The 23,791-nt window shown below is 68.5% G+C and carries 25 protein-coding genes; 16 read left to right on the top strand and 9 right to left on the bottom strand.

Annotation, left to right across the window (positions count from 1 at the left end; translation table 11 throughout):
• The first annotated feature begins 8 nt into the window (after positions 1 to 8).
• The 3 genes from U1F38_RS11955 (at position 9) to U1F38_RS11945 (ending at position 1,791) form a co-directional block, all read left to right on the top strand.
• Positions 9 to 614, top strand: a complete 606-nt coding sequence (locus tag U1F38_RS11955; RefSeq protein ID WP_409987296.1) for a cytochrome c oxidase assembly protein — start codon at positions 9 to 11, stop codon at positions 612 to 614.
• Positions 611 to 847 (top strand): DUF2970 domain-containing protein, encoded by a 237-nt coding sequence (locus U1F38_RS11950; RefSeq protein WP_409987295.1) that lies wholly within the window; start codon positions 611 to 613, stop codon positions 845 to 847. Before U1F38_RS11955 ends, U1F38_RS11950 begins: the two co-directional genes overlap by 4 nt.
• Positions 848 to 909: 62 nt before the next feature.
• The gene (locus U1F38_RS11945; protein ID WP_409987294.1) at positions 910 to 1,791 is read left to right on the top strand and encodes a cytochrome c oxidase subunit 3; all 882 of its coding nucleotides are present in this window, start codon (positions 910 to 912) and stop codon (positions 1,789 to 1,791) included.
• A 74-nt stretch (positions 1,792 to 1,865) separates the two neighbouring features.
• On the opposite strand, the gene U1F38_RS11940 is transcribed toward U1F38_RS11945, so the two are convergent.
• Positions 1,866 to 2,111, bottom strand: coding sequence for a twin transmembrane helix small protein (locus tag U1F38_RS11940; protein WP_409987293.1), 246 nt, complete (start codon positions 2,109 to 2,111; stop codon positions 1,866 to 1,868).
• Between the two features lie 158 nt (positions 2,112 to 2,269).
• Here U1F38_RS11940 and U1F38_RS11935 point away from each other — a divergent pair, with 158 nt between their 5' ends.
• The 5 genes from U1F38_RS11935 to U1F38_RS11915 are packed head-to-tail and all read left to right on the top strand — an operon-like array spanning position 2,270 to position 6,432.
• Entirely contained in the window at positions 2,270 to 3,007 is a 738-nt protein-coding gene (locus U1F38_RS11935; protein WP_409987292.1) for an SURF1 family protein, read from the top strand.
• Between the two features lie 46 nt (positions 3,008 to 3,053).
• Entirely contained in the window at positions 3,054 to 3,707 is a 654-nt protein-coding gene (locus tag U1F38_RS11930) for an SCO family protein (protein WP_409987472.1), read from the top strand.
• A 5-nt stretch (positions 3,708 to 3,712) separates the two neighbouring features.
• Entirely contained in the window at positions 3,713 to 4,882 is a 1,170-nt protein-coding gene (locus tag U1F38_RS11925; protein WP_409987291.1) for a COX15/CtaA family protein, read from the top strand.
• Complete coding sequence (gene cyoE, locus U1F38_RS11920; RefSeq protein WP_409987290.1) at positions 4,879 to 5,805, top strand: heme o synthase; 927 nt, start codon at positions 4,879 to 4,881, stop codon at positions 5,803 to 5,805. Before U1F38_RS11925 ends, cyoE begins: the two co-directional genes overlap by 4 nt.
• A 15-nt stretch (positions 5,806 to 5,820) precedes the next feature.
• Complete coding sequence (locus U1F38_RS11915) at positions 5,821 to 6,432, top strand: SCO family protein (RefSeq protein WP_409987289.1); 612 nt, start codon at positions 5,821 to 5,823, stop codon at positions 6,430 to 6,432.
• 87 nt (positions 6,433 to 6,519) lie between these two features.
• Here U1F38_RS11915 and U1F38_RS11910 read toward each other — a convergent pair whose 3' ends face one another.
• Together U1F38_RS11910 and rpoH are read right to left on the bottom strand one after the other, a co-directional pair.
• Positions 6,520 to 7,506, bottom strand: coding sequence for a Bug family tripartite tricarboxylate transporter substrate binding protein (locus U1F38_RS11910; RefSeq protein WP_409987288.1), 987 nt, complete (start codon positions 7,504 to 7,506; stop codon positions 6,520 to 6,522).
• A 133-nt stretch (positions 7,507 to 7,639) separates the two neighbouring features.
• Positions 7,640 to 8,584 carry an RNA polymerase sigma factor RpoH gene (gene rpoH / locus U1F38_RS11905; protein WP_409987287.1) on the bottom strand — a complete coding sequence of 315 codons (945 nt, stop codon included), beginning with the start codon at positions 8,582 to 8,584 and terminating at the stop codon, positions 7,640 to 7,642.
• 142 nt (positions 8,585 to 8,726) lie between these two features.
• On the opposite strand from rpoH, the gene xseB reads away from it, so the two are divergent.
• The 4 genes from xseB (at position 8,727) to U1F38_RS11885 (ending at position 13,280) form a co-directional block, all read left to right on the top strand.
• Complete coding sequence (gene xseB / locus U1F38_RS11900) at positions 8,727 to 8,957, top strand: exodeoxyribonuclease VII small subunit (protein WP_409987286.1); 231 nt, start codon at positions 8,727 to 8,729, stop codon at positions 8,955 to 8,957.
• Entirely contained in the window at positions 8,954 to 9,847 is an 894-nt protein-coding gene (locus U1F38_RS11895) for a polyprenyl synthetase family protein (RefSeq protein WP_409987285.1), read from the top strand. Before xseB ends, U1F38_RS11895 begins: the two co-directional genes overlap by 4 nt.
• Positions 9,848 to 10,017: 170 nt before the next feature.
• Positions 10,018 to 11,934, top strand: coding sequence for a 1-deoxy-D-xylulose-5-phosphate synthase (dxs, locus tag U1F38_RS11890; protein WP_409987284.1), 1,917 nt, complete (start codon positions 10,018 to 10,020; stop codon positions 11,932 to 11,934).
• Between the two features lie 263 nt (positions 11,935 to 12,197).
• Positions 12,198 to 13,280, top strand: coding sequence for a TRAP transporter substrate-binding protein (locus U1F38_RS11885; protein ID WP_409987283.1), 1,083 nt, complete (start codon positions 12,198 to 12,200; stop codon positions 13,278 to 13,280).
• Between the two features lie 111 nt (positions 13,281 to 13,391).
• Here U1F38_RS11885 and U1F38_RS11880 read toward each other — a convergent pair whose 3' ends face one another.
• Together U1F38_RS11880 and U1F38_RS11875 are read right to left on the bottom strand one after the other, a co-directional pair.
• Positions 13,392 to 15,218, bottom strand: a complete 1,827-nt coding sequence (locus tag U1F38_RS11880) for a TRAP transporter large permease subunit (RefSeq protein WP_409987282.1) — start codon at positions 15,216 to 15,218, stop codon at positions 13,392 to 13,394.
• 21 nt (positions 15,219 to 15,239) lie between these two features.
• A complete protein-coding gene (locus tag U1F38_RS11875; RefSeq protein ID WP_409987281.1) occupies positions 15,240 to 15,848 on the bottom strand; it encodes a TRAP transporter small permease subunit in 609 nt (202 codons plus the stop codon).
• A gap of 271 nt (positions 15,849 to 16,119) precedes the next feature.
• On the opposite strand from U1F38_RS11875, the gene U1F38_RS11870 reads away from it, so the two are divergent.
• Entirely contained in the window at positions 16,120 to 17,340 is a 1,221-nt protein-coding gene (locus U1F38_RS11870; RefSeq protein WP_409987280.1) for a PhnD/SsuA/transferrin family substrate-binding protein, read from the top strand.
• 4 nt (positions 17,341 to 17,344) lie between these two features.
• Here the strand turns inward: U1F38_RS11870 and modC are convergent, their stop codons facing one another.
• The 4 genes from modC to U1F38_RS11850 form a co-directional block, all read right to left on the bottom strand.
• Complete coding sequence (gene modC, locus U1F38_RS11865; protein WP_409987279.1) at positions 17,345 to 18,517, bottom strand: molybdenum ABC transporter ATP-binding protein; 1,173 nt, start codon at positions 18,515 to 18,517, stop codon at positions 17,345 to 17,347.
• Positions 18,514 to 19,188: a molybdate ABC transporter permease subunit gene (gene modB, locus U1F38_RS11860; RefSeq protein WP_409987278.1), complete on the bottom strand. Its 675-nt coding sequence runs from the start codon at positions 19,186 to 19,188 to the stop codon at positions 18,514 to 18,516. The genes modC and modB overlap by 4 nt, the downstream gene beginning before the upstream one ends.
• 121 nt (positions 19,189 to 19,309) lie before the next feature.
• On the bottom strand, positions 19,310 to 20,068 hold the full coding sequence (gene modA, locus U1F38_RS11855) for a molybdate ABC transporter substrate-binding protein (protein ID WP_409987277.1): 759 nt from the start codon (positions 20,066 to 20,068) through the stop codon (positions 19,310 to 19,312).
• A gap of 67 nt (positions 20,069 to 20,135) precedes the next feature.
• Positions 20,136 to 21,326 (bottom strand): MbnH family di-heme enzyme, encoded by a 1,191-nt coding sequence (locus tag U1F38_RS11850; RefSeq protein WP_409987276.1) that lies wholly within the window; start codon positions 21,324 to 21,326, stop codon positions 20,136 to 20,138.
• Between the two features lie 104 nt (positions 21,327 to 21,430).
• Here U1F38_RS11850 and U1F38_RS11845 point away from each other — a divergent pair, with 104 nt between their 5' ends.
• From U1F38_RS11845 to U1F38_RS11835, 3 genes are read left to right on the top strand one after another with little or no spacing between them, the layout of a single operon-like run.
• Positions 21,431 to 22,402: a hypothetical protein gene (locus U1F38_RS11845; RefSeq protein WP_409987275.1), complete on the top strand. Its 972-nt coding sequence runs from the start codon at positions 21,431 to 21,433 to the stop codon at positions 22,400 to 22,402.
• A 47-nt stretch (positions 22,403 to 22,449) separates the two neighbouring features.
• Positions 22,450 to 23,205 (top strand): TOBE domain-containing protein, encoded by a 756-nt coding sequence (locus U1F38_RS11840; RefSeq protein WP_409987274.1) that lies wholly within the window; start codon positions 22,450 to 22,452, stop codon positions 23,203 to 23,205.
• A gap of 29 nt (positions 23,206 to 23,234) precedes the next feature.
• Positions 23,235 to 23,663: a molybdopterin-binding protein gene (locus U1F38_RS11835; RefSeq protein ID WP_409987273.1), complete on the top strand. Its 429-nt coding sequence runs from the start codon at positions 23,235 to 23,237 to the stop codon at positions 23,661 to 23,663.
• The last annotated feature ends 128 nt before the right edge of the window (positions 23,664 to 23,791 follow it).

Raw genomic sequence — 23,791 nt, 5'->3', positions numbered from 1 at the left:
GGCGCCAAGTGGGACTGCGAACCGAAAACCTCAAGATGGTGGGCAAGCTGACGGTGGTGGCCGCCGGCATGTTTGCCTTCGGCTACTCGCTGATTCCCTTGTACAAGACCATTTGCGAGGTCACCGGCATCAACATTCTGGCGCGCACCGAGCAGGATGTGCCCGGCAATGCGGCGCGCGGGGCTGGCAAGAACACCCAGGTCGACACCAGCCGCACGATCACCGTGGAGTTCGACGCCAACGCGCACGGCCCCTGGAAGTTCAAGCCGGCGCAGCGATCGATCCAGGTGCACCCGGGCGAGATGGCCACGGTGATGTACGAGTTTCAGAACGTGCAGGACCGCCGCATGTCGGCCCAGGCGATACCCAGCTACGCGCCGCGCCAGGCCGCGCCTCACTTCAACAAGCTGGAGTGCTTCTGCTTCAACCAGTACACGCTGGACCCGGGCGAGAAAAAGGAATGGCCGGTGGTGTTCGTCATCGACACGCGCCTGCCCAAGGACGTGACGACCATCACGCTGTCCTATACCTTCTTCGAGGTGGGCGGCAAGATTCCGGCCGCGCCGGACACCACCAGCGCGCACCTGGCGCAACCCGTGCGGAGCGGGGCATGAGCCAGAGTCCCGTGCCGCGGCAGCCGCCGCCCGAGCCTGCGGCCGCGCCGTCGTTTCTGCGCTCGCTGAAGGTCGTCGCCTGGGGGCTGATCGGCATCCGCAAGGCCAGCGCGCACCAGGCCGACCAGGCGCGCACCAACGTGGCGCACCTGGTGCTGGCGGGGTTCGTGGTTTTTCTGGTTTTCATCGGGGTGCTCGTCGGCGTGGTTCGATGGGTGGCGGCCGGGGCGTGACGACAAGCGCAGAGCCGAGCAAGACAAGCGACAAGTCAAGAGAGCATAGGAGTGACGTTGAGATGAGCAGCACCGCAAGCGGCACGGCGCCGTATTACTTCGTACCGCACCCATCGCGGCATCCCATCATGGCGGCCATCGGGCTGTTTTTGATGATCATCGGCGGCACGCTGTGGATCAACCACATGGCCACCGGCGAGTGGATTTTGCTGGCCGGGCTGGTGTGCTGGCTGTTCACGCTCTCGCGCTGGTTTCACGACAGCATCGGCGAGAGCGAAGGCGGCCTTTACAGCCGCAAGGTCGACGTGTCCTACCGCTGGAGCATGAGCTGGTTCATCTTCTCCGAGGTCATGTTCTTCGGCGCCTTCTTCACCGCGCTGTGGTGGGCGCATGTGCGTTCGGTGCCGGAGCTGGGCAACCTTGCCAACGCGCTCTTGTGGCCCGATTTCAAGGCCGTGTGGCCGGGCACCGTCGCCGGCGCGACCACCTCGCCGGCCGGCACCATCGAGCCCTTCCAGACCATGGGGCCGTTCTGGCTGCCCACCATCAACACCGCGCTGTTGCTGTCCTCGGGCGTGACCTTGACCATTGCCCACCACGCGCTGCAAGCTGGCCATCGCGCGCGCTGCATCACCTTCATGTGGGCCACGGTGCTGCTGGGCGTGTGCTTCCTGTTCGTGCAGGGCTATGAATACCACCACGCCTACACCGAGCTGAACCTCACGCTGGCCTCCGGCATGTATGGCTCGACCTTCTTCATGCTCACCGGCTTTCACGGCTTTCACGTGCTGGTGGGCATGCTGATGCTGCTGTTCATCACCCTGCGGCTGATGAGAGGGCACTTCACGCCCACACACCACTTCGGTTTCGAGGGCGCGGCTTGGTATTGGCACTTCGTGGACGTGGTGTGGCTGGGCCTGTACCTCTTCGTGTACTGGATGTAGTACTCTCCATTTTTCTCGGCACCATCAAAAAGAGCGCCCCCGGGCGCTCTTTTGCTTGGAAGTCGCACAATCCATCAAGGCTTGATCGGCAAGCCCGTGGGCTGCACCCAGCCCATCTTCCAGGCCAGCAAAATGCACAGAAACAGCAGCACCGACAGCCCCACGCGCAGCGCCAGCGACCAGAACATGCCGCGCGCGCGCCTCGGGTCGTTGCCATCCTGGCCGTCTTCGCCATCGCCGCGCCGCATCATGAAAAACAGCGCAGATGCCAGACTTGCGAGGATGCCCACGAAGGCCAGGGCGACAAACAGGGACTTCATGCGCGGCATTATCCCGCCGTTGAGGGCCGTTCCGTGAGCGCGCCGGGCCGCTCCCAAGCGCGAACCCCGCAGCGCGCAGCGCGGAGGGGTGGTTCCGTTTGCGCGCCGGGCCGCTCCCAAGCGCGAACCCCGCAGCGCGCAGCGCGCAGGGTGCTGCTGTGAGCTTGCGGCGGCTGGTCCTGCTGGTGATCACCCTGGCCGGCATGGCGTTGACCGGCGCGCTGGGGCGCTGGCAGTTGTCGCGCGCGGACGAAAAGCAGGCGATGCTGGCGGCTGCGCAGGCGGCCGAGCGACTGCCCGACGCCGATGTCGGCGCCCTGCTGGCGGCGTCGAGCCCGGCGCAGGCGGCCGCCCTGATGCACCGCTCGATCACGCTGCGCGGACACTGGCTTGCCGGCCGCAGCATCTACCTGGAAAACCGCGTGATGGACCAGAAGGCCGGTTTTTACGTCCTCACCCCCCTGCAACTGGAGGCCCGCTCCGACGTGGTGCTGGTGGTGCGGGGTTGGGCGCCGCGCAATTTTGACGACCGCAGCGTGCTGCCGCCGGTGCAGACCCCGGCTTCGGAGGTCGAGCTGCGCGGCCGCCTGGTCGACCACGTGCCCTCGTTCTTTGCCCTTGGCGCCGAGTCGCCCGGCCCGATCCGGCAAAATGTCGACTTGCAGGCGTATGCCCGCGAATCCGGTTTGCCGCTGGCTGCGCTGATGGTGCAGCAGGTCGGCCCGCCCAGCGATGGCCTGACGCGTGATTGGCCGTCCCCCACGAGCGGGGCCGACAAGAACCTCAGCTATGCATTTCAATGGTTCAGCCTGTGCGCCCTGATGGGCGGGCTCTTTTTCTGGTTCCAAGTTGTCAGACCTTTTCGTTCAACCCGGCGCGGCCAATCCGGCCACTGAGGCCGAGCGCGCCGCTCCCGATCCGCTCAGCCTGACGGTGCACGCCATGCCTTCGCCCGCCCAGGCGCTGGCGCAGGATGCGCGGCGCACGCGCGCGGGCCGCTGGCAGATGCTGCTGCTGGCGCTGGTGTGCGCGGCGCCGGTGGCCGCCTCGTACTTCAGCTATTTCGTCATTCGCCCGCAGGCGCACACCAATTTCGGCGCCCTGATCGATCCGCAACGTCCCCTGCCTGCGCTGACCGCCACCGACCTGGACGGCAAGCCGGTGCCCCTGACCGGCCTGAAAGGGCAGTGGCTGCTGGTCAGCGTGGCGGGCGGCGCCTGCGACGCCCTTTGCGAAAGCAACCTGTACCTGCAGCGCCAGGTGCGCGAAGGCCTGGGCAAGGAAAAGGACCGGGTGGACTGGGTCTGGCTGATCGACGACGAGCAGCCGGTGCGGGACGCGCTCAAGCCGGCCCTGCACCAGGCCACGGTGCTGCGCGTGCCCGAGGCGGCCCTGGCGCAGTGGCTGCAACCGGCCGCGGGCCACGCCCTGAACGAGCACCTGTACCTGGTCGATCCGATGGGGCACTGGATGATGCGTTTCCCGGCCGACCTGGACAAGGCCGGTGCCGGCAAGGCGCGGCGCGACCTGGAGCGGCTGTTGCGCGCTTCGTCCAGTTGGGATCAGCCGGGCCGCGATCGGCCGGCCGGCCAGTGACGGCGATGGACGGCACCGCCCTGTACAACCTCAGCCCGGCACTGCGCCTGATGGGCATGGGCCTGGCCGTCGCGCTGGGCCCGCTGGCCTGGCTGTGGCTGCGCCACCGGGGCGCGTCGCCGGCGCGCCAGCTGGGCGCGCTGACCCTGCTGACGCTGTTCCTGACCTTCGACCTGGTGATGTTCGGCGCCTTCACGCGCCTGACCGATTCGGGCCTGGGCTGCCCCGACTGGCCCGGCTGCTACGGCCACAGCAGCCCGGTGGGCGCGCACGCGCAAATCAGCGCCGCGCAAGATGCCATGCCCACCGGCCCCGTCACCCATGGCAAGGCCTGGGTCGAGATGGTGCACCGCTACCTGGCCACCGGCGTGGGCGTGCTGATCATCGTGCTGCTGGTCGCCACCTGGCTGCAGTGGCGCAAGCGCGGCGCAGACCCGGGCGCCGCCGTGGTCAGCCCCGGCTGGCCCCTGGCCACCCTGGTGTGGGTGTGCGCGCAGGGCGCGTTTGGCGCCCTGACGGTGACGATGAAGCTGTTTCCCGCCATCGTCACCCTGCACCTGCTGGGCGGCGTGGGCCTGCTGGTGCTGCTGATGGTGCAGGCCGAGCAGGACCGCCAGGCCGCCGGCATCAGCCGCATCGACGTGCTGGGCCGCGGCCTGCGCGCGCTGCTGTGGGCCGCCGCCGTGCTGGTGGGCGTGCAGATCGCGCTGGGCGGCTGGGTCAGCACCAACTACGCGGTGCTGGCCTGCAACACCTTCCCGCAGTGCCAGGGCAGCTGGTGGCCGCCGATGGACTTTGCCCAGGGCTTCGAGCTGTGGCGCCCGCTGGGCCGTCAGGGCGACGGCGCGCTGCTGGACTTTTCGGCGCTCACCGCCATTCACTACACGCACCGCCTGTTTGCCTACGCCGTGTTTGTCGCACTGGTGGCCCTGATCGTCGGGCTGTGGCGCCAGCAGCGCCTGCCGGCGCAGCGGCGCGCGCTGGCGGCGCTGACGGCGCTGCAGTTGCTGACCGGGCTGTCCAACGTGATCCTGGACTGGCCGCTGGCCGCCGCCGTGGTGCACACCGGCGGTGCGGCCGCCATGATGACGGTGCTGGTCTGGGCGCTGTGCGCCAGCCGCGCCGAGGCCCTGGCGCCGGCGGGCCACACCCGGCCGGCTGGAGTGACCCCATGAGTTCGCACGGACAACCCTTGCCGGCCGCGGCGGCGCAAGCGGCGGCCTTGCCGGCCCTGCCGCTGTGGCGCCAGTACTACGAGCTGACCAAGCCGCGCGTGGTGCAGCTGATCGTGTTCTGCGCGCTGATCGGCGCCGTGCTGGCGGTGCCGGGCGTGCCCAGCTGGGCGCAGGCCGGGCGCATCGTCGTCGCGTCGCTGGGCGTGTGGCTGGTGGCGGCGGCGGCGGCGGCCTTCAACTGCCTGATCGAGAAAACCATCGACGTCAACATGAAGCGCACCGCCTGGCGCCCCACGGCGCGCGGGCAGCTGTCGGACTGGCAGGCGCTGCTGTTCTCGGCCGGGCTGTGCATCTTGGGCTCGGTCATCCTGCTGGTGTGGATCAACCCGCTGACCATGTGGCTGACCTTTGCCACCTTCGTCGGCTACGCCATCGTCTACACCGTCATCCTCAAGCCCCTCACGCCGCAGAACATCGTCATCGGCGGCGCCTCGGGCGCCATGCCGCCGGTGCTGGGCTGGGCCGCCATGACCGACCACGTCGGCCCCGAGGCGCTGATGCTGTTTTTGATCATCTTCATCTGGACGCCGCCGCACTTCTGGGCGCTGGCGCTGTACCGGGTGGAGGACTACCGCAAGAGCGGCCTGCCCATGCTGCCGGTGACGCACGGCAACGCGTTCACCCGCCTGCAGGTGCTGCTGTACACGCTGATCCTGCTGGCCGCGTGCCTGCTGCCCTACCTCTACGGCATGAGCGGGCATCTGTACCTGGCCGCCGCGGTGCTGCTGAACGCCGGCTTCATCGCCTATGCGTTCAGGCTCTGGCGCCAGTACTCGGACGCGCTGGCGCGCAAGACCTTCCGTTTTTCCATCATCCACCTGTCGCTGCTGTTTGCCGCGCTGCTGGTGGATCATTACGTGTAGTTGGGCGGACACGACATGCAACGTCGAGAAACTCTCAAAACGATAGCTGCTTGCGCTTTTGCAGCGGGTGCTGCGGCCATGTTGGGCGCTTGCTCACCCGACAAGCCGTCGTTTCACGGCACCGACATCACCGGCGTCGACTACGCCAAGGACTTTGCGCTCACCGACTTCAACGACCAGCCGCGCACGCTGGCCGACTTCAAGGGCAAGGCCGTCGTCGTCTTCTTCGGCTACACCCAGTGCCCCGACGTGTGCCCGACGACGATGGGCGAGCTGGTGCAGGTCAAGCAGGCGCTGGGCGCCGAGGGCGACAAGCTGCAGGTGCTGTTCATCAGCATCGACCCGGAGCGCGACACGCCCGCCGTGCTCAAGGCCTACATGGCCAACTTCGACCCCGGTTTTCTGGCGCTGTACGCCCCCTCGTCCGACAAGCTGGCCGCGCTGGCCAAGGACTTCAAGGTGTTCTACCAGAAGGTCCCCGGCAAGGAGCCCGGCGCCTATAGCATGGATCACACGGCGGCCAGCTACGTGTATGACCCGCAAGGGCGGCTGCGCCTGTTCGAGCGCTACGGCACGCCGGTGGCCGATCTCACGGCCGACATCAAGCGGCTGATCGACGGCGCCTGAGCGCCGCTTTCGACTCCACATCTGATCGCTGGCGATGCCCTTTTGGAGCGGGCGGCCCGGCAACGTGCAGCGCTCGGAGCCCGCGGGTCAATCCGTTCGGATGTTCTGGCTGCGGATGATCGCGCCCAGCGTTTGCGTGTCGGCCTGGATGCGGTTGGCCAGCCCCTCGGGCGACGAGCCCACGGCCTGCCAGCCCTGCTGGAACAGGCGCTGGCGCATCTCGGGCGTGCGCACGATGGCGCTGAGCGCGTCGGACAGCTTCTTGACGTGCGCGGGCGGCATGCTGGCGGGGGCCACCACGGCGTTCCAGATCTCGAGATTGAAGTTCTTCACGCCCGCATCCGCCATGCTGGGCAAATCGGGCGCCAGCGGGCTGCGGCCGCCGCTGGTCACGCCGATGCCGCGCAGCTTGCCGCCCTTGATCTGCGCCAGCGCCAGCGCCGGCGGCAGCATGGACAGCTGCAAGTCGCCCGTCGCCAGCGCGTTGAACACCTGCGGGTAGCCGGGGTAGGGCACGTGCACCGGCTGAATGCCCGTGCGTGCCTTGAGCAGCTCCATGCCCAGATGACCCACCGTGCCCACGCCGGGTGAGCCGTAGCTCCATTTGTCGCCGGCGGTGCGGGCCGCCGCGAGGAAGGCGCGCGCATCGGCGCCTGGCGCGTTGGCGGGCGCCACCAGCACCAGCGGAGCCACGCCGATCAGGCTGATGGGCGCAAAGTCGGTGGCCGGGTCGTAGCGCAGGGCGGGGTTGAGCAGCTTGGCAATGGTCAGGTTGCCATTGATCATCAGGCCGATGGTGTGGCCGTCGCTGGCCTTGGCCACCGCGTCGCCGCCGATGTTGCCGCCCGCGCCCACCTTGTTCTCGACGATGACGGGCTGGCCCAGCGCCTTTTCCAGCGGATCGGCCAGCGCGCGCGCCGTCAGGTCGGGCGAGGAGCCGGCAGGAAAGCCCGCGATGATGCGCAGGGGCTTGCCGGGCCAGGTGTCGGCGGCGTGTGCGGCGGGCAGCGCGACCAGGCCGGCGAGCAGGGCGGCTGCCACGGCAGCGCGGCGGGTGAGGCGGGGAGGGGTCATGCAGGTCACTCAGGAAATTTTGCTATCAAGTACATAGCTGCCAGCGCTTGATGGACAAGCGCTGCGGCCTTGGATGATACAAAAAAACCCTGCCAGGCGAACGTGGCAGGGTTGGTTTTGCCTTGGCGGGCGCTCAGGCGTACTCGGCCAGTGCGGCTTTCATCTTCTTCATGGCCGCCACTTCGATCTGGCGAATGCGCTCGGCGCTCACGCCGTACTCGGCCGCCAGCTCGTGCAGCGTCATGCCGCCGGCGCCGTCGTCGCGCACGTTCAGCCAGCGCTCGGTGACGATGCGGCGGCTGCGCTCGTCCAGCGTCTTCAGCGCCGTGGCGATGCCGTCGGTGGCCAGGCGGTCGCGCTCGGCCGATTCGAGCATGGCCGTGGGCTCGTGCCGCTCGTCCGACAGCCAGGCGATCGGGCCGAAGGCGTGTTCGCCCTCGGCATCGGCGGGCGACGGATCCAGCAGCACGTCGCCGCCGGACATGCGCGTTTCCATCTCGCGCACCTCGTCGGGCTTGACCTTGAGCTCGCGCGCCACCACGTCGATCTGCGCCGCGGTCAGTGCGTCGCGGTGGGTGATCTCGTCGGCCGCGTCTTCGGCCTTGAAGCCCTGCTTCATCGAGCGCAGGTTGAAGAACAGCTTGCGCTGCGCCTTGGTGGTGGCCACCTTGACCAGGCGCCAGTTCTTCAGGATGTATTCGTGGATCTCGGCCTTGATCCAGTGCAGCGCGTAGCTGACCAGGCGCACGCCCTGATCCGGGTCGTAGCGCTTGACGGCCTTCATCAGGCCCACATTGCCTTCCTGGATCAGGTCGCCATGCGGCAGGCCGTAACCCAGGTATTGGCGCGACACCGACACCACCAGGCGCAGGTGCGACAGCACCAGGCGGCCGGCGGCTTCCAGGTTGCCGTCTTCGCGCAGCTGGCGCGCATAGCGCTGCTCCTCCTCGTGCGTGAGCAGCGGCAGGCGATTGACCGCCGTGATGTAGGCGTCCAGATTGCCCAAGGGCGGAACGACCGACCACGGGTTGGCCAAGGCCACGGCGGTTGCGGGAGCGTTCTTGTCCGATAGGGTCATCGTTGAATGTCCTTTAATCATTGTCAGGTATTTTAGCACTCGATTCACTCGAGTGCCAAAGTTCGATCGAGCCTTGACCGCCAAGTTCCGCAGGCCTGCCGGTGCCGGGCCACCGCCTAAAATACGGGTTTGCCTGCCTGTCATGACCAAGAAGACTCCACCCGCCGCAGACGCGCCCGCCAGTTACGGCGATGCCGTGCAACAGCTCGAGCAACTCATCACCCGACTGGAGTCGGGCCAGTTGCCGCTGGAGGAGCTGCTGGGCCAGTACCAGCGCGGCGCCGAATTGCTGCATTATTGCCGCGAGCGCCTGCAGGTCGTGGAAGATCAAGTCAAGGTGCTGGACGATAGCGGCGCCCCAGCCGAACCATGAGCGCGGATTTTTCGACCTGGGCACGGCATCAGCGCGAGCGCGTCGAGGCCGCGCTGGCCGACTGGGTGAGCGCTGACGCCCCGGCAAGCTTGGGCGTGGCCATGCGCTACGCGGCGCTGGGCGGCGGCAAGCGCTTGCGGGCGCTGCTGGTGCTGGCGGCGGCCGAGGCCGTGCAGGGCAACGCCGACGCCGCGCTGCGGGCGGCGTGCGCCGTCGAGTTGATCCACGCCTATTCCCTGGTGCATGACGACATGCCGTGCATGGACGACGACGTGCTGCGCCGCGGCAAGCCGACCGTGCACGTGAAGTTTGGCCAGGCGCAGGCCCTGCTGGCGGGCGACGCCCTGCAGGCGCTGGCGTTCGAATGCCTGCTGCCCGTGGGCCCGCAGGTGCCCGCCGCGATGCAGGCCGCCCTGGCCCGTCTGCTGGCGCGCGCCGCCGGCGCGCAGGGCATGGCCGGCGGCCAGGCGATCGACCTGGCCAGCGTGGGCAAGCCCTTGAGCGAAGCCGAGTTGCGCCACATGCACCAGCTCAAGACCGGCGCCCTGCTGCAGGCCAGCGTGGCCATGGGCGTGGCCTGCGCGCCGCAAGTCCTGCCCGCTGCGGCCCAGGCGGCGCTGCATGATTTCGGCGCCGCCGTGGGCCTGGCGTTCCAAGTGGTCGATGACATCCTGGACGTGACCGGCGACGCGCAAGCGCTGGGCAAGACGGCCGGCAAGGATGCCCAGGCCGACAAGCCCACCTATGTTTCCCTGCTCGGCCTGGCGCCGGCGCAGGCACTGGCCGAGCGTTTGCGCACGCAGGCGCATTCCGCGCTGGACGCCAGCGGCCTGCGTGAGGTCGGCGCCTTGCACGCGCTGGCCGACCAGGTGGTGCAACGCACACATTGATATGAAGCATCCCCTGAGTCGCCTTCGGCACCTTCTCCCTGAAGCGGGACAACGCCAGTGGCCGGGCCAAGCCCGCGCAACAAGGGCCGCTGGCATGACCTGCTCCGCGGGCGTTCGGCTCGTCGGGTCCCATGTGCTGCCGGCGGCACAAAGCGCCCTGGATCGCTGAAATGGCCACTGACACCCCCCTGCTTGAAACCATCGACGATCCGGCGGCCCTGCGGCGCCTGTCCCGCGTCCAGCTCAAGGCCCTGGCCGACGAACTGCGCGAATGCGTGCTGACCAACGTGGCGCGCACCGGCGGGCACCTCAGCTCCAACCTGGGCACGGTGGAACTCACCATCGCGCTGCACGCCGTCTTCGACACCCCGCACGACCGCCTGGTGTGGGACGTCGGCCACCAGACCTACCCGCACAAGATCCTGACCGGCCGGCGCGAGCGCATGCCCACGCTGCGCCAGCTGGGCGGCATGTCGGGCTTTCCGCGCCGCGACGAGAGCGAATACGACGCCTTCGGCACCGCGCATTCGTCCACCAGCATCTCGGCGGCGCTGGGCATGGCGCTGGCCGCGCGGCAAAAGGGCGAGGATCGCAAGGCGGTCGCCATCATCGGCGACGGCGCCATGACCGCCGGCATGGCCTTCGAGGCGCTCAACAACGCCGGCGTCGAGCGCGACGCGCGCCTGCTGGTGATCCTGAACGACAACGACATGTCGATCAGCCCGCCCGTGGGCGCGCTCAACCGCTACCTGGCGCAGCTGATGAGCGGGCGCTTTTATGCCGCGGCGCGCCACGTCGGCCGGCAGGTGCTGGGCAACGTGCCGCCGCTGTTCGAACTGGCCAAGAAGCTGGAGCAGCAGGCCAAGGGCATGGTGGTGCCCGCCACGCTGTTCGAGACCTTCGGCTTCAACTACATCGGCCCCATCGACGGGCACGACCTGGATTCGCTCATCCCCACGCTGGAGAACATCCGCGAGCTGATGGACACCCAGGCCGGCCCGCAGTTCCTGCACGTGGTCACCAAGAAAGGCCAGGGCTACAAGCTGGCCGAGGCCGACCCGGTGGCCTACCACGGCCCCGGCAAGTTCGACCCGGCCGTCGGCCTGGTGCCACCGGCCACGCCCGCCAGGCAGACCTTCACCCAGGTGTTCGGCCAGTGGCTGTGCGACATGGCCGCGCACGACAAGCGCCTGGTCGGCATCACGCCCGCGATGCGCGAAGGCTCGGGGCTGGTCGAATTTCAACGGCGCTTTCCCAAGCGCTACTACGACGTCGGCATTGCCGAGCAGCACGCCGTCACCTTTGCCGCCGGCCTGGCCTGCGAAGGGCTCAAGCCGGTGGTGGCCATTTATTCCACCTTCCTGCAGCGCGGCTACGACCAGCTCATCCACGACGTGGCGATCCAGAAGCTGCCCGTGGTGTTTGCGCTGGACCGCGCCGGCCTGGTCGGCGCCGATGGCGCCACGCACGCCGGCAACTACGACATCGCCTACCTGCGCTGCATCCCCAACGTCAGCCTGGCCTGCCCGGCCGACGAGCGCGAATGCCGCCAGCTGCTCAGCAGCGCCTTCGAGCAGGACCACCCCGTGGCCGTGCGCTACCCGCGCGGCGCCGGCGTCGGCGTGGCGCCGCTGGCCGATCTGGCCGGTCTGCCCTTCGGCAAGGGCGAGCTGCGCCGCCAGGGCGCGCGCGTGGCCGTGCTGGCTTTCGGCACCTTGCTGTACCCGGCCTTGCAGGCGGCCGAGCGCCTGGGCGCCACGGTGCTCAACATGCGCTGGGTCAAGCCGCTGGACACCGAGTTGCTGCTGCAGGTGGCGGCCAGCCACGAGGCCCTGGTGACGGTCGAAGAAGGCGCCATCATGGGCGGCGCCGGCAGTGCGGTGGCCGAGGCGCTGGCAGCCGCCGGCGTCGTCAGGCCGCTCTTGCAACTGGGCCTGCCCGACACGTTCATCGAGCACGGCGACCCGGCGCGCCTGCTGGCGCTGGAGGGCCTGGACGCCGCGGGCATCGAGCGCTCGGTGCGCCGCCGCTTTGGCGCCCTGGTGGATGCCGCGGCCGAGTTGCGCGCGGTGTCGGGCCAGAACTGAGAGGGTGAGAGGCAATCCCCCATGCCCGCTTGGCACGCCAAAACACACCCCATCGTCGTTGCAAATACTCGCCATAGCTCGAGCTATGGCTGCGTTTTGCGCCTAAATGGGGGCGTGTTTTGGCGCACCCCTCGGGCACGGGCAATTTCCTCTCACCCTCTGAGCCTGCGGCTGGGTATAGTCCCCGATGCGCGGCGCGCACACACTTGAATACACTTGAAGTCCCGCGGACTGACCGCACACATCAACCTGGAGAGAAATTCATGGATCGTCGTTCCCTGATCAAGCACACGGGCATTGCCGGCGTGCTGGCTGCCGGCATCGCGCCGGCGGTGCATGCACAGGCTGCCGTGCGCTGGCGCCTGGCCACCAGCTTCCCCAAGGCGCTGGAAACGCTGCATGGCTGCGCGGTGAAGTTTTCCGAAACCGTCAAGGCGCTGTCGGGCGGCAAGTTCGAAGTGTCCGTGCACGCCGCCGGCGAACTGATTCCGGCCTTCGGCATCGTGGACGCGCTGAACGACGATTCGATCGAGATGGGCGAAACCGCGGCCTACTACTACACCGGCAAGGACCCGTCCTTTGCGTTCGGCTGCGCCGTGCCCTTTGGCTTCACCGCCCAGCAAAACCAGGCCTGGAAGCTGCACGGCAACGGCCGCAAGCTGATGGACGAGCTGTACGGCAAGTACAACTTCTTCGGCATCAGCGCGCTGAACACCGGCACCCAGATGGGCGGCTGGTACCGCAAGGAGATGAACAAGCCCGAGGACTTCAAGGGCCTGAAGATGCGCCTGGGCGGCGGCGTGTTCGGCGAATCCATGGCCAAGCTGGGCGTGGTGGCGCAGAACATGCCGGGCGGCGACGTGTACCAGGCGCTGGAAAAGGGCACGCTGGACGCGGCCGAGTTCGTCGGCCCCTACGACGACGAGAAGATGGGCTGGAACAAGGTCGCCAAGTACTACTACTACGGCGGCTGGTGGGAAGGCGGCGCCGACCTGGAGTTTTTCATCAACAAGAAGGCCTTCGCCAAGCTCTCGCCCGAGAACCAGGCCATCGTGCGCGCCGCGGCCGACACCGCCTACAACGACGGCACGTCGAAGTACATGATGCTCAACCCGATCTCGCTCAAGCGCCTGGTGGCCAGCGGCACCCAGCTCAAGCGCTTCAACAAGGAGATCGTGCAGGCCGGCTTCAAGGCCGCCAACGAGGTGTATGCCGAGCACAGCGCCAAGGACCCGTTCTTCAAGAAGGTGTTTGAGGACATGCGTGGCTTCCAGCGCGACCAGATCCTCTGGAACCGCATTTCCGAGCTGGTGTTCACGCAGGACATGGCCTCGCTCAAGATCTGATCGAGCGGTGCCTGCGGCCGGGGCCGCGGCAAAAAAAACGCAGCCCTCGGGCTGCGTTTTTTTGTGGCCGCTTGCGAGTGGGCGCGGGCGCCGTGCCCACGCCCGGGCGGGCTACTTTTTGCCCAGCGAATCCTGGATCGCCTTCATCGGGTCGATCTCTTCGCCGACGGCCCCGGAGTCGGCGCCGGACGGGCCCGGGGTGCCGGCCGCCGGGGCGCTGGCGCCACCCGCCGCAGGGGTGGCGCTGTCAAACAGGGGCGGCGCCCCGTTGAAGTCCGAGCCCTCGTTCTGGTTCAACTGCTCCATCATTTGCGCACCGACGGCCTTCATGTCCACCTTCACTTGCTTGTCCAGGCTGCCGGTGACCAGGCCCGGGAAGGCGATCAGCACGCCCACCATGGTCAGCTGCAGCAGCAGGAAGGGAATGGCGCCCTTGTAGATCTGCATGGTGGTCACCGGCTCCATGGTCTTGCCGGTGACGTGGTCCACGTAGGGCTTCTCGGGCGCGACCGAGCGCAGGTAAAACAGCGCAAAGCCGAAGGGCGGGTGCATGAACGAGGTCTGCATGTTCACGGCCAGCAGCACGCCGAACCAGATCAGGTCGATCCCCATCTTGTCGGCAATCGGCGCCAGCACCGGCACCACGATGAAGGACAGCTCGAAGAAGTCCAGGAAGAACGCCAGCACGAACACCAGCACGTTCACGAAGATCAGGAAGCCCAGTTGCCCGCCCGGCAGCTTGGACAGCAGATGCTCCACCCACACCGGCCCGTCGGCGGCCTGGAACACCATGCTGAACACCGTGGCGCCCACCAGGATGAACATGACGAAGGACGACAGCTTGGTGGTGGTGTCCAGCGCTTGGCGCAGCAGCGCCCAGGACAGGCGCCCCCGCAGCGTGGCCATGATCAGCGCGCCCATGGCGCCCATGGCGCCGCCCTCGGTGGGCGTGGCCACGCCCAGAAAGATCGTGCCCAGCACCAGAAAGATCAGCAGCAACGGCGGGATCAGCACGAAGGTCACGCGCTCGGCCAGCTTGGACAGCAGGCCCAGGTGCGTGACGCGGTTGAGCACGGCGATCAGCCAAGCCACGAAGGAGCCGCCGCACATGGCCACCACGATGCGCTCGTCGGTCGGCACGAAGGTGACTGGCTCGCCCTGCCACCAGGTGTGCACGGCCTCCATGTTCTTGCCCAGCACCACGCCCACGGCCACGCACGCCAGCGCCAGCACGGCCAGCGACAGGTAGCCCGAGTGGCCGTTGGGCTCGCGAAACGCCCGGGCCTCCGGCGGCAGGGCGGGCACCATCTTGGGCTTGAAGATGGCCAGCACGAAGACCCACAGGATGTACAGGCCCATCAGCGTGAAACCGGGGATGAAGGCGCCCTTGTACAAATCGCCCACGCTCTTGCCCATCTGGTCGGCCAGCACGATCAGCACCAGCGAGGGCGGGATGATCTGCGCCAGCGTGCCCGAGGCGGCAATCACGCCGCTGGCCAGGCTGCGGCTGTAGCCGTAGCGCAGCATGATGGGCATCGAGATCAGGCCCATCGAGATGACCGAGGCGGCGACCACGCCCGTGGTGGCCGCCAGCATGGCGCCCACCAGCACCACCGCCAGCGCCACGCCGCCGCGCAGCGGGCCGAACACCTGACCCACCGTTTCCAGCAGGTCCTCGGCCATGCCGCTGCGCTCCAGGATCAGGCCCATCAGGGTGAAGAAGGGCACGGCCAGCAGCGTTTCGTTGGCCATGATGCCGATCAGGCGCAGCGGCAGCACGCTGAGGATGGCGGACGGAAAGATGTCCAGCGACACGCCCAGCAGGCCGAAGAACAGGCCTGCGGCGCCCAGGCTGAAGGCCACGGGAAAGCCCAGCAGCAAAAAGAGAATCAGGCCCGCGAACATGATCGGGGCGAAATTGGCGGCGATGAAACTCATGGTGTGGAGGCTCCGGCGCGATCAACGGGTCTGCGCGGAGGCAGCGGCTTGGGCGTGTTCGGCGCGCAGCGCCTCGATCAGGGCCTGCTCGCCGCTGGGCTCCTCAGGCTTTTGGGTGGGGTCGGGCCCCATGCCCTTCAGGAAGGCAATGCACTTGATCAGCTCGGACCAGCCTTGCAGCAGCAGCAGCGTGAAGCCCACCGGCAGCGCCACCCACACCGGCCAGCGGATCAGCCCGCCCGGGTTGCTCGACATCTCTCCCGTGGTCCACATCTGCATCGTCAGCGGGACGGTGTAGTACAGCACCATCAGGCAGACCGGCGTGAGAAAGAAGATCACCCCGAAAATGTCGATGGCGATTTGCAGCTTCTTGGGAAAGTGGCTGTTCAGCACGTCGATGCGCACGTGCTCGCGCTTGAGCAGCGTGTAGCCTGCCGCCACCAGGAAGGACCAGGCAAACAGGTACCACTGCACTTCGAGCCAGCCGTTGGAGCTGTAGTTGAAAACCTTGCGAATCACCGCGTTGACGGCGCTGATCACGGTGGCGCCAAAGATCAGCCAGATGGCGTACTTGCCGACGAAGGCATTGAGCCGGTCGATGGCTCGGGACAGGTGGAGCAGGGCTTGCATCGGGATCTCCGCAGGCAGTGGGGCCCTGACAGCGTTTGACGCCGCCAGGCGGGCAGGGCTTGGCGCCGGTCTGGCTGGCCAATGGTTCGCGATTGTAAATAGGCCTTGGCGCCGGCCCGGACATTCATCTGCGCGCGTTGCATGCGCGCATCGCGGCGGGTGCGCTTGAGGTGCCCTGTCGAGCCGATGAAAAAAAGGGCGCAAACCCCTTTCATTTTTTCAATTACATCTTTATGATTATAGTTTCAATTTGCTACGTTTGAGGTGATCGATGAACACTGCCCATTTCGAGCGCAGCCGCATCGCGCGAGGCATCGGCGCAATGGTTCTGGGCTTTGCCGCGCTGGCGGCGCATGCCGAGACGCGGGTGCTGGTGAACCCGGGCGACCAGGTCGAGGGCGACCGTGTGCGGGTGTCCAGCAACTGGAAGAGCGCCCTGGAGTCGAGCCTGCGCAAGGTCGACGCCTCGACAGCGGTGCAGACGCGCTACTCCAGCGACGCCACGGCGGACCTGAGCGCCACGCGCGCCAACTTGTACGAAGTGATGGTGGCGCCGGCGCCCACCATCGGCAGCGCGGTGCGCTATGGCTATGTGCCGGTGGTGGGAGCCACGCGGGGCGCGCGCGCCGTGCTGGTGGCGCCGGCCGACAGTGCGATCGGCAACTGGGCGCAAAGCAAGGGGCGGCAGTTGGGCATGCCCGGCCAGGACAGCGTGGTGACCTACCTGCTGCGCGGCGAGGTGCAGGCCGGCAACACGACCTTGCCCAAGCAATACGCGTCGATCTATCAGACGCGCTTTCAGGACGCGCTGCTGGTCTGCCTGGAGGTGCGCCGCTGCGACGTGGTGGCGGTCGAGAAGACCGTGGCGCAGAAATGGATCGACGCCGGCAAGAAGGTGAAGATCGTCTGGGAAAGCCGCGAAGTGCCCGGTCTGGCCGTGGCCCTGCGCGGCAAGGACACGCGGGTGCAGCCGGAGGCCTTGCGCACCGCCCTGCTGGCTGAATTGGAGCGCGCCGAGCCCGGCGCCTACACCGCCGCGCTGACCGTCAAGGATTTCGAGTACGTCTCCACCCTGGGCTACTTCACGCCGCGCGCGCTGGAAGGCGCGACGCTGGTGGAGGACCCGGCCGTCGTCGAGGCCCTGCTGGCCAAGGGCGCGCGCTACATCGACACGCGCAACGCCGAGGAGTTCGGCGCCGGCCACGTGCCCGGCGCGACCCTGGTGCCCTATGTTGAAAAGAGCGCCAAGGACCCGGGCTACGACGCCGCGCAGGACCAGTTCGACGTGCAGCGCCTGGGAGCCGACAAGGCGCAGGTGCTGGTGTTCGGCTGCAACGGCCCGGAGTGCTGGAAGAGCTTCAAGGCCAGCCATGCGGCGCTGAAGGCCGGCTACACCCACGTTTATTGGTTCCGTACCGGTTTCCCGTCCTGGCGCGCGTCGGGGCGCAAGTTCAATCAGGGTGCGGCGGCCGGGACTGCCAAGGCGACCTGACGGGTCAATCCAGCACCGCCGCGCCCTTGACTTGCGCATACACATGCAGGCCGGGGCGCAGTTGCAGCGCGGTGGCGGATTTGCGCGTGATGCGCGCCAGCAGGGTACAGCCGTTCAGGTCCAGCGAGACCAGCATTTGCGCCGGGCCGTCCTCGGCCAGGGCCTGCACGGTGGCGGGCAGCACGTTCAGGATGCTGGTGTCTTGCGCCGCGCTCAGGGCCAGGCTGACGTCGCGCGCCAGCACGCGCACGCGCAGCGGCTGGCCCAGCGCGCGCTGCGGCGCATCGGGGGTGTGCACGCACAGCAGCTCGCCGCCGGCAAAGCGCAGGTGCAGCAGATGGTCGTCGGTGTCGATGGCGCCCACGTGGCCCTCGACCAGCACGCCCGCGGCGTCGCCGTGGCCGCGCGCCAGGTCCAGCCGGGCCATCATCTGCGCCGCGGGCCCGTGCGCGCGCACGCGGCCGGCGTCCAGCAGCAGCATGTGATCGGCCAGGCGCGCCACCTCGTCCAGCGCGTGCGTGACGTACAGGATCGGAATGCGCAGCTCGCGCGCGAGAAGCTCGAACCAGGGCAGCAGCTCGGTCTTGCGCGCGGCGTCCAGCGAGGCCAGCGGCTCGTCCATCAGCAGCAGGCGCGGGCTGGTGGCCAGCGCGCGGGCAATGGCCACGCGCTGGCGCTCGCCGCCCGACAGCCCGGCCGGGCGGCGTGCCAGCAGATGGCCGATGCCCAGCAGCTCGATGGCCTGCGCCAGCGACACGCGCCGCTCGGCTTTGGGTACGCGCCGCAGGCCATAGTCCAGGTTGCCTTGCACCGTCAGGTGCGCAAACAGGCTGGCCTCCTGGAACACCATGCCCAGCGGGCGGCGGTGCGTGGGCAGCCAGATGCCGGCCGCGTCGTCCTGCCACACCTGACCGCCGACCGCGACATGGCCCTTGTCCGGCCGCGTCAGGCCGGCAACGCAGCGCAGCAGCGTGGTCTTGCCACAGCCCGAGGGGCCGAAGATCGCGCTCACGCCCTGGCCGGGCAGGCGCACGTCCACATCCAGGCTGAAGCCGGTGCCGTGGCTCAAGGCCACGCGCAGTGCCAGTCCGTCGCCCTGGTTTGAGTCAAACAGGGCGCCAACGCTTTCCGCTCGGGCGTCGGCAGCTCCTGAAATGAGAGTATCCGGGGCGCTCATGTGCTTGGCTTGTGCGCCTGGGTCAGGTGCAGCACCAGCAGCACCGCGAAGCTGAACACCAGCATGCCGCCGGCCAGCCAGTGCGCCTGGGCGTAGTCGAGCGCCTCGACCTGGTCGTAGATCAGCACCGACACCGTGCGTGTCTGGCCCGGGATGTTGCCGCCAATCATCAGCACCACGCCGAACTCGCCCAGCGTGTGCGCAAAGCCCATCACCCCACCGGTCACGTAGCCGGGGCGCGCCAGCGGCAGTGCCACGCTCCAGAAGGCGTCCAGCGGGCCGGCGCGCAGGGTGGCGGCGGCCTCCAGCGGGCGCTCGCCCAGGCTTTCGAAGGCGTTGACCAGCGGTTGCACGACAAAGGGCAGCGAATAGATCAGCGAGCCCAGCAGCAGGCCCCAGAAGGTGAAGGCCAGGGTGCCCCAGCCCAGGGCCTGCGTGAGCTGCCCCAGCGGGCCGTTGGCGCCCAGCGCCACCAGCAGGTAAAAGCCCAGCACCGAGGGCGGCAGCACCAGCGGCAGCGACACCAGCGCGCGCACCGGCGGGCGCCAGCGCGAGCGCCCGCGCGCGATCCACCAGGCCAGCGGCGTGCCCAGCACCAGCAGCACCAGCGTGGTCACGACCGACAGCTCGATCGTCAGGCGGATGGCGGCCAGGCTGTTGGCGTCGAGCATGGATTGGTGCGTCGCGGCGATTGCGTCGAGGCGCTGCGGCCTCGGCGTGAGATCTTCAAAAAAGATAGCTTCCTGCGCTTGATTGACAAGCGCTGGAGCCGTATTTTCTACAAACCCGACCTTACTTCACGGCATAGCCGTAGCTGCGGATCAGGTCCTTGGCGCCGGCCGAATGCAGCAGCGCCATCCAGGCCTTGGCGGCCGGGTTGTTGGCGGCGCGCTTGAGCGTCACCGCGTCCTGCACGATGGGCTCGTGGTATTGCGCCGGCACCACCCAGGCCGAGCCGCCCTTGAGCTTGCCGCCTTCGAGCACCTGCGACAGCGCGACAAAGCCCAGATCGGCGTTGCCGGTGGCGATGAAGGTGTAGGTCTGGCCGATGCTCTCGCCGGTCACCAGCTTGGGTTGCAGCGCGGCCGTCAGGCCCAGCTTTTCCATGGTCTGCACCGCGGCGGCGCCGTAGGGTGCCAGCTTGGGGTTGGCGATGGCCAGCTTGTTGAACTGGCTGCCCTGAAGCACGGCGCCCTGGCTGTCGACGAAGCCGGGCTTGGCCGACCACAGCACCAACTGGCCCGTGGCGTAGGTAAAGCGCGTGCCGGGCACGGTGTCGCCTTCCTGCTCCAGCTTGAGCGGACGCTCGTTGTCGGCCGCCAGAAACACGTCGAAGGGCGCACCGTTCTTGATCTGGGTGTAGAACGCGCCGGTGGCGCCGAAGGACAGCTTGGCCTCGTGCCCGGTGGTCTTGGCCAGCACCTCGGCCAGTGCCTTGGCCGGTGCGGTGAAGTTGGCGGCCACGGCGATCTGCACGGTCTCGGCGTGGGCGGCGGCTGACAGGGCCAGGGCGGCGGTCAGGGCGAGCAGGGGGCGAAGCATGGGCGGCATGGCGTGGTCTCCTCGGGTGAAGTGGGGCAATGAAACGCTATTCATCAAAAGAATAACGAGTGTAACGTCATCGTGCGAACGGATCGGCAAAGCGCGGATCGGCAAGCGCGGGCGTGTCGGTCAGGGTCTTGAGGAAGGCCACCAGGTCGGCCTGCTCCTGCGCGTCGATGCGGATCTGGTCGATCAGCGGGTCCTTGTATGGATTGGCGCGGCCGTCACCGGCGTACGGCCCGGGCCCGAACACGCGGCCGCCATCGGCGTGCAGCGCCAGCACCGCCTCCAGCGTGGCGACGCTGCCGTCGTGCAGGTAGGGCGCGGTCAGCGCCACGTTGCGCAGGCTGGGCGCGCGGAACTTGCCCATGTCCTCGGGCTTGCCCGTGAACTCGATCAACCCGCGGTTGCTGTCCGGATAGGCGCTGCTGCCGTTGATGTTGAACAGGCCGATGTTGTGAAAGCCGGGCGTGCCCACGCGACCGTCGATGTTGACAAACGCGCCGCCCCCCAGGTTGGGGCCGCCGTGGCATTGCACGCAATGCGCTGCGCCCTGCGCGCCGAAGAACAGCGCCTGGCCGCGCTGCTCGCTGTCGGTCAGCGTGGCCGTGCCGGTGCGGGCCTGGTCGTAGCGGCTGCCGGCCGACACCAGCGTGCGCTCAAATGCGGCAATGGCCTTGATCACGTTGTCCCAGTGCAGCGGTGCCGTTTCGCCGCCGAAGGCCTGGGCAAAGCGATTGGGGTACTGCGCGTCGCTCTGGAGCCGCTGCAGGATGGCGTCGCGGTTGGCGTCGTTCACGCCCATCTCGATCGGCTGCTCGCCGAACAGGGGCGTGTGCATCTGCTGCTCCAGCGTGCGCGGCGCGGGGTTGGCCCAGTCCAGCGTGGCCTGATAGGCGGCGTTGAACAGGCCGGGGGCATTGCGCGGGTGGTTCTGCCCGGTGGCGCCGCGCGCCACGGCGCGGCCGTCGGTGAACGCAAGGGCGCCCGCGTGACAGCCGGCGCACGACAGCGTGCCGTTGGCCGACAGACGCGCGTCATGGAACAGGCGACGCCCCAACTCGACCTTGGCGGTGTTCATCGGGTTGTCGGCCGGCACCAGCGGCGGCGCGAAGCCGGGCGGCAGCGACCAGGTCCAGCCCGGGGGCTCGGCCGGCAGCCCGGCGTCTGCGCCACCGCCGCAGGCGGCAAGCAGCACGAGGGCGACGCACGAGAGCACGGGGGCATGGAAGGACGCTGGCCGGTGGCCGGACGGGACGGGAGGCATCGCAGAGGTCATGGGGGCGGAAGGAACGGGTTGGGACTTCGTTATTCATTTATAGAATAGCGATGTGTTGGCAATTGTTCAATCCATTTGAGAGGGACTCACCCATGAACCGGATCACTGCTCATTTCCTGGCTTCGCGCGGCGCGTCATGGGCGCGGAGCGCCTGCGCGGCGCTGGCGACATCGGTGGCGCTGTTGGCGCTGGCGGCCTGCGGCGGCAGCGACGACGACGTCGATCGCGGCCCGACCACCATCGAGACCCAGGCCAAGCTCAACGGCCTGTACTGGGACGCGCGGGCCTCGCGCCTGTACCTGACGGACGACGACGCCAGCGTGAACGCCATCCGGACCTGGGACGGTGACAAGGGCTTTCCCATTGCCTATCAACTGCCGGCGATGGCCGCCGATCAGCGCGCCACGCTGGGCCAGCTGACGCGCGGCGCCGACGGCAACCTCTACACCACGCGCTTCGGCTTTGGCAGCTACGGCACGGTGGTTGCGGTGCAGTCCAGGGACTCGTCCTTCAATCTGATGGGTCTGGACGGCGCGCGCCGGCGCATCGGCATCACGCCCACGGCCGACGGCAAGCTGATCGACGGCTGGTTTCGCGGTGGCGGCTCGGGGCCGAGCGGCGTCATCAGCGAGTTGACGGTGGGTGCCGGTGGGCTGGCCAGCGAGCGCGACCTCATCACCGGCCTGAGCAAACCCGCCGGGGTGGCGGTGGTGGGCGATCAGCTGTTCGTCTCGGACCAGGGCACGGGCCAGTTGCTGGCCTATTCGCTGGCCGCCGTGCGCGCGCAAGCGGCGCAGGCGCAGGACGGGCGCGTCGTTGCATCCTTCACCACCGCCGACGGGCTCGATCTGATGACAGCGGGGCCGGACGGCACGCTGTACTTCGGCGGCAGCGGCGGCACGCTGTATGCGGTCAGCCCGAAAGGCGCCGTCACGACCCTGGCCCGCGGCTGGCCGGGCATCCGCGGCGTCGCACTGGATGCCGCCAACCGGCGCTTGTTTGCCGCCGTGACGGCCGCCCAAGCCGGCGGGCCGGCCTCGATCCGCATCGTGCCGATCGATTGAGCGGGTGACGGCCCGGCGGCCCGCGCCGCCGCTGCACAATCGGGGACATGAGAATCAAGCCCGTGTCCCCCCAGTCGCTGGGCTACGCTGCGGCCGACAAGCGCATCGAGCTGCTGCGCCGCGTGGGCGAGAGCGGCTCCATCTCGCAGGCCGCGCGCAGCGCCGGCGTGAGCTACAAGGCCGCCTGGCAGGCCATCCACACCCTCACCAACCTGGCCGGCGAGCCCCTGGTGGACAGCAGCGTCGGCGGCGCGGGCGGGGGCGGCGCGCGCCTGACGGCGGCCGGCGCGCGCCTGCTGCACGCGGCCGAGCAGATGGATGCCGCGCGCCACGACGTGCTGGCGCGCATCAACGACCCCGCCGCCCAGGCCCTGGCCGCGCCGCGCACCAGCATGCGCAACCATTTGCCCTGCACGGTGACGCGGCTGGACAGTGCCGGCCCGGGCGACCCGCTGGTGCGCGTGCTGCTGGCGTTGCCGCAGGGCGATGCGCTGGCGTCGCTCCTCACGCGCGAAAGCGCCCAGCTGCTGGGCCTGGCGCCCGGCCTTGCATTGCTGGCGCTGTGCAAGGCCACGGCGGTGCAGATCGAGCCCATGAATGCGCTGGCGCTGTACGACGGCGCCAATCGATTGCCCGGGCGCGTGCTGCGCGCGGCGCGCGGCGCGCGACACGACGAACTGACGCTGACCCTGGCCGGCGGCCTGCAACTGGTCGGCTTTGCCGCGCACCCCAACCGGCTGCGCGCCGGCAGCCGCGCGCAGGCGCGGGTGGAGCCCAGCGCGGTCGTGCTGGCGCTGCGCTGATTTTTTTTGATGAGAGAAAGGATCCATCCATGAAGACCAGTGCACGCAATCGGTTCGAAGGCCGCGTCACGGCGCTCCAAACGGGCGCCGTCAACGACGAGGTCGAGATCACCACCGCCCAGGGCGTGAAAATCGTCGCCATCGTCACGCACCAGAGCGCCGTCGGGCTCGGGTTGGCGCTCGGCAAGCCGGCCATTGCGCTCGTCAAGGCGCCGTCCGTGATCGTGGTGACCGATGCGGGCGGCGTGCGCTTTTCGGCGCGCAACTGCCTGGCCGGCACGGTGGCGCGGGTGCAGGCGGGCGCCGTCAACGCCGAGGTGGTGATCGACGTGCCGGGCGGCGTCAGCGTGGCGGCCATCGTCACGCAGGACAGCGCCGACCGTCTGGGCCTGGCGGTCGGCAAGCCGGCCACGGCGCTGTTCAAGGCGTCGAGCGTGATTGTCGGGGTGCCGGCCTGAGGCACCCAGCCGGGATCTGCAGAAAAAGTCGGCTTCGCGCTTGACTGGCAAGCGCGAGGCACTCTCAATACGAGAGCATTCTGAGGTGCCCGCGCGGCCCGCGGATCTCGGCCGGCGCCGCGCTCGGC

This window comes from Ottowia sp., from assembly GCF_046348305.1.
Classification (GTDB): domain Bacteria; phylum Pseudomonadota; class Gammaproteobacteria; order Burkholderiales; family Burkholderiaceae_C; genus Ottowia.
This window is presented reverse-complemented; position numbering and strand designations above follow the sequence as displayed.